This window comes from Pseudomonas sp. B392_1p (genome assembly GCF_052245235.1).
Lineage (GTDB): Bacteria > Pseudomonadota > Gammaproteobacteria > Pseudomonadales > Pseudomonadaceae > Serpens > Serpens gallinarum.
Genome location: NZ_JBQPXM010000029.1, coordinates 1 through 3,458, shown reverse-complemented (window position 1 = coordinate 3,458; position 3,458 = coordinate 1). Strand labels below are relative to the sequence as shown.

General features: G+C 53.6%; 4 protein-coding genes and 3 tRNA genes. All 7 read right to left on the bottom strand.

What is annotated here, in order from left to right:
• The coding region (locus ACTV8E_RS20640) for a GTP-binding protein (RefSeq protein ID WP_443200664.1) at positions 1-341 on the bottom strand (341 nt) is incomplete at its 3' end.
• Positions 342-423: 82 nt separating this feature from the next.
• Positions 424-499: transfer RNA gene (locus ACTV8E_RS20635), tRNA-Thr, on the bottom strand.
• A gap of 25 nt (positions 500-524) precedes the next feature.
• Positions 525-598 (bottom strand) — tRNA-Gly (locus ACTV8E_RS20630).
• Between the two features lie 22 nt (positions 599-620).
• Positions 621-705, bottom strand: a tRNA-Tyr gene (locus tag ACTV8E_RS20625).
• Between the two features lie 140 nt (positions 706-845).
• Positions 846-1,523, bottom strand: a complete 678-nt coding sequence (locus ACTV8E_RS20620; RefSeq protein ID WP_443200690.1) for an SPOR domain-containing protein — start codon at positions 1,521-1,523, stop codon at positions 846-848.
• 2 nt (positions 1,524-1,525) lie between these two features.
• Positions 1,526-2,275, bottom strand: a complete 750-nt coding sequence (locus ACTV8E_RS20615; RefSeq protein WP_443200691.1) for a pantothenate kinase — start codon at positions 2,273-2,275, stop codon at positions 1,526-1,528.
• Complete coding sequence (birA, locus tag ACTV8E_RS20610; protein WP_273537645.1) at positions 2,265-3,224, bottom strand: bifunctional biotin--[acetyl-CoA-carboxylase] ligase/biotin operon repressor BirA; 960 nt, start codon at positions 3,222-3,224, stop codon at positions 2,265-2,267. Before birA ends, ACTV8E_RS20615 begins: the two co-directional genes overlap by 11 nt.
• Positions 3,225-3,458: the final 234 nt, after the last annotated feature.

Here is a 3,458-nt window from a genome sequence, read left to right as displayed (position 1 = left end):
GGGCCGTCAGCAGCCGAGCAGACCAGGATCGCGCCGTCCATCTGGGCAGCACCGGTGATCATGTTCTTCACATAGTCAGCGTGACCCGGGCAGTCAACGTGCGCGTAGTGACGGGTCGGGGAATCATATTCAACGTGCGAAGTGTTGATGGTGATACCACGAGCCTTTTCTTCCGGCGCGTTGTCGATCTGGTCGTAACCCTTGGAAGTACCACCGCTGCCGAACACTTCGGCGCAGACGCGGGTCAGGGCTGCGGTCAGCGTGGTCTTGCCATGGTCAACGTGACCGATGGTGCCAACGTTGAGGTGCGGTTTGCTACGTTCAAATTTTTCTTTAGCCATTGAGCCCGTCTCCCATCGCAGAATTATCGGTTCACGTAACCATAAAACAAAGGCAGATATCTTCATATCTGCCTTTTAAATGTGGAGCTCATGAGCGGATTTGAACCGCTGACCTCACCCTTACCAAGGGTGTGCTCTACCAACTGAGCTACATGAGCGTAACATTTTGACAAACAGCAAATCTGGAGCGGGTAGCGGGAATCGAACCCGCATCATCAGCTTGGAAGGCTGAGGTTCTACCACTAAACTATACCCGCTAACTTGCTATTTACGCTTATTTGGTGGAGGGAGAAGGATTCGAACCTTCGAAGTCGATGACGTCAGATTTACAGTCTGATCCCTTTGGCCACTCGGGAACCCCTCCAAAGTGCGCGAAATTCTATCTGAATCCCTCGCAGTGTCAAGCACTTTCTCTATTAAAATCTTAGAGTTAGCGTCGCCTGACACAGGCTTCGTGGCAGTTTTGACAGCAACGGCCACAAAGCGGGCGCCATTTTAGGTAAATTAGGGAGCGGATGCAACAGCGTTTTCACACGGATTTTGCTGTTGCTGCAAACCAGAAAAATCCTTGGCTAACCGCACCAGCAAGTCATCTCCAATTAAATAACTGCTCCGCGGGGCGACCTGCAGCCAGAACGTGCGCGACGCCCGCCTTAGCTCCCGCAACTCGGCCGCGTACCCTATGCTCCGCATGCGCTGAAGCACGCTGCGCGCCGAATCATTACGCGAAAAAATACCCAAGGAAATACCGTTAGCCAAATCGCCCTGGGTAATCAGATAGCTGTCAACGGCTCGTGACTGCAGCTCTTTCAATTGTCGCAAAGCAGCTTCGCGCGAACCCAACGGTGCCAGGTAAACCCAATAATCGACACCTGCCTCGGCTTCACGCTCATGCACATTCGACATGATGTCCAGACTAAGAAGACGCTGCTCAAGAGCTGCAGCGTCAGCCTGGTGCTCGAACCCTCCAAGGAACAGACATTGCGTTGCATCTGCCACGCCCGCATTCTTTGAAGCAGACGCACGCTTGTAAACCTCTTCACTGATCAGACGAATTTGATCTTTTTCGCCACTGTGAAGCGTAAAGGGGGAAACGGATTGCGCCAAACCTGGAAGCTGCTGCTGATTCCAAACGAAATAAAATATATTTATTACCAGCAGCAGGAGGAATAACCAGCGCATTTCTACCTCAGAATTGGGCAAGCCAAAGCGAGACCCGCAAACACCAGATCCGGCACTAGCCGAGCGCTTGGAATCTGCTCACAGACCAGCCCAGCATCTCCGCCAGTTAGGAACGTCTCGAAATCATCTCGCCAATATTCATGTGCAATCTCAAGCTGACCGCGTATAAAACCCCGCAGCATCAACATACACCCACGCTCAACGGCCTCAATCGTGGACCGTCCAGGAGATTGACTGTATAACGATGCCACTACCGACTCGTCACCATAGCGGATCTTTCGAGTATGAGTCCGTAACTGATCACGCATTAATGGCATTCCGGGACAGATGAAACCACCCAGATGCTGACCATCCGGGGCGATGAAATCAGCCGTGATCGCAGTACCCACATCAATCACTAGACAAGCCTTTTGGGCCGACTGGTATGCACCTACCATCGCCAGCCAACGGTCCAGACCTAGACGCGTGTAATCTTCATAACCATTGCGAACTCCAGCAAGCTCCCGTGCTGGCTGCGCGCAAACGCTACTGAGCCCGAAGCGTGCCTTTAATAACGAAACCAGGCGATCTGTCTCTTCAGCACTGCGCACACTGACCAATCGACAAGCTTGCGGCTGGTTATTTACCAACGCCGCCAGGTCGCCCAGCAGCTTTTCTTCGCTATTTGCCAAACCGCCTTCAGCCAACGCCCCCGCCTGCGTAATGATGCGCCACTTGATCAAGCTATTACCGCAGTCCAGCTCAAGAATCATCATGCAACCTCAGACTGAGCTCACCACCGCTATACCGTTGCTCACAACCTTTTACGAGCAAACGCAAAGCCCCATCTGCATGTATCCCCAGAACCTGCCCATGCACGGGCTCACCACCGGCCGACAGTACCACCTGCCGCCCCTGCCAGAGATGCTCTCGCTCCCACTCATCGAGCAGCGCTGCGAAACCTAGTCCATTTTGCTTTGACAAATAGTCTGCAAGAAAGCAGTTCAACCGGCTGACCAGGTGATTCCGATCCTGCCTGGAGCCCGTAGAAAGCAGCACCGATGTCCACGGACGATCAATGGCATTCGACTCTGCCCGCATGTTGACGTTGATGCCAATACCGATCACCACATGACAGATATCTGTGGGATCACCTATCAGCTCCAACAGGATCCCGGCAATTTTTTGGTTGCCCACCAGTATGTCATTCGGCCACTTCAAGCCCGCCCTCTCAACCCCCGCCTCGCGCAATACACGAAGCGCGGCGAGCCCAACAACAAGACTCAGACCTTCCAGCATCCGAGCCCCCTGATCAAGCCGGAGCACCAAGCTGTAGTAAATATTCTCAGCACATGGGCTAACCCATTCTCGCCCTCTTCGCCCTCTGCCAGCGAGTTGTTGCTCAGCGAGGACGATAAAGGGCGCCGCAAGCCCACTTGCTACCAACCGCAATGACTCGGCATTAGTCGAATCCAGCACATCCTTTACGATTACCGATTCCAGTTGCAGGGCACTTCCATCAATTCGCTCACAATCAAGTAGTAGCAATGGCTCCGCCAAGCGATAGCCGCGGCCACGAACCCTATGAATTGCTACGTGATGCTGAAGCTCTAGTTGTTCAATTTGCTTCCACACTGCCGCCCGGCTGATGCCTAACTGCTTTCCAAGCGTTTCACCTGAGTGAAAACTGCCGTCCTGGATCAATCTCAGTAATTCCAGCATTCATGCTCACTCCATGAAGAGGTGCGCATCATATCGGCCCGCAGCAAGCTTGCAAAGAAACCGGTTCAGGCCTTAGAAGACTTAGTCTCTCACGGTCTGTCTACACGCCAGCGGAGCCGAGGCTCCCGACGCAGCCCACTTTTTTTGATCGCCAGGGTTTTCCGCGCACACAGACAAAACCCCAACCCGCGTGCGCGGATTGGGGTTTTGGGTTTAGGCGCTTGACGATGACCT

Coding starts and splice junctions, on each gene's coding strand:
- ACTV8E_RS20620 (WP_443200690.1), bottom strand. CDS start 1,523: ATGCGCTGGTTATTCCTCCTGCTGCTGGTAATAAATATATTTTATTTC.
- ACTV8E_RS20615 (WP_443200691.1), bottom strand. CDS start 2,275: ATGATTCTTGAGCTGGACTGCGGTAATAGCTTGATCAAGTGGCGCATC.
- birA (WP_273537645.1), bottom strand. CDS start 3,224: ATGCTGGAATTACTGAGATTGATCCAGGACGGCAGTTTTCACTCAGGT.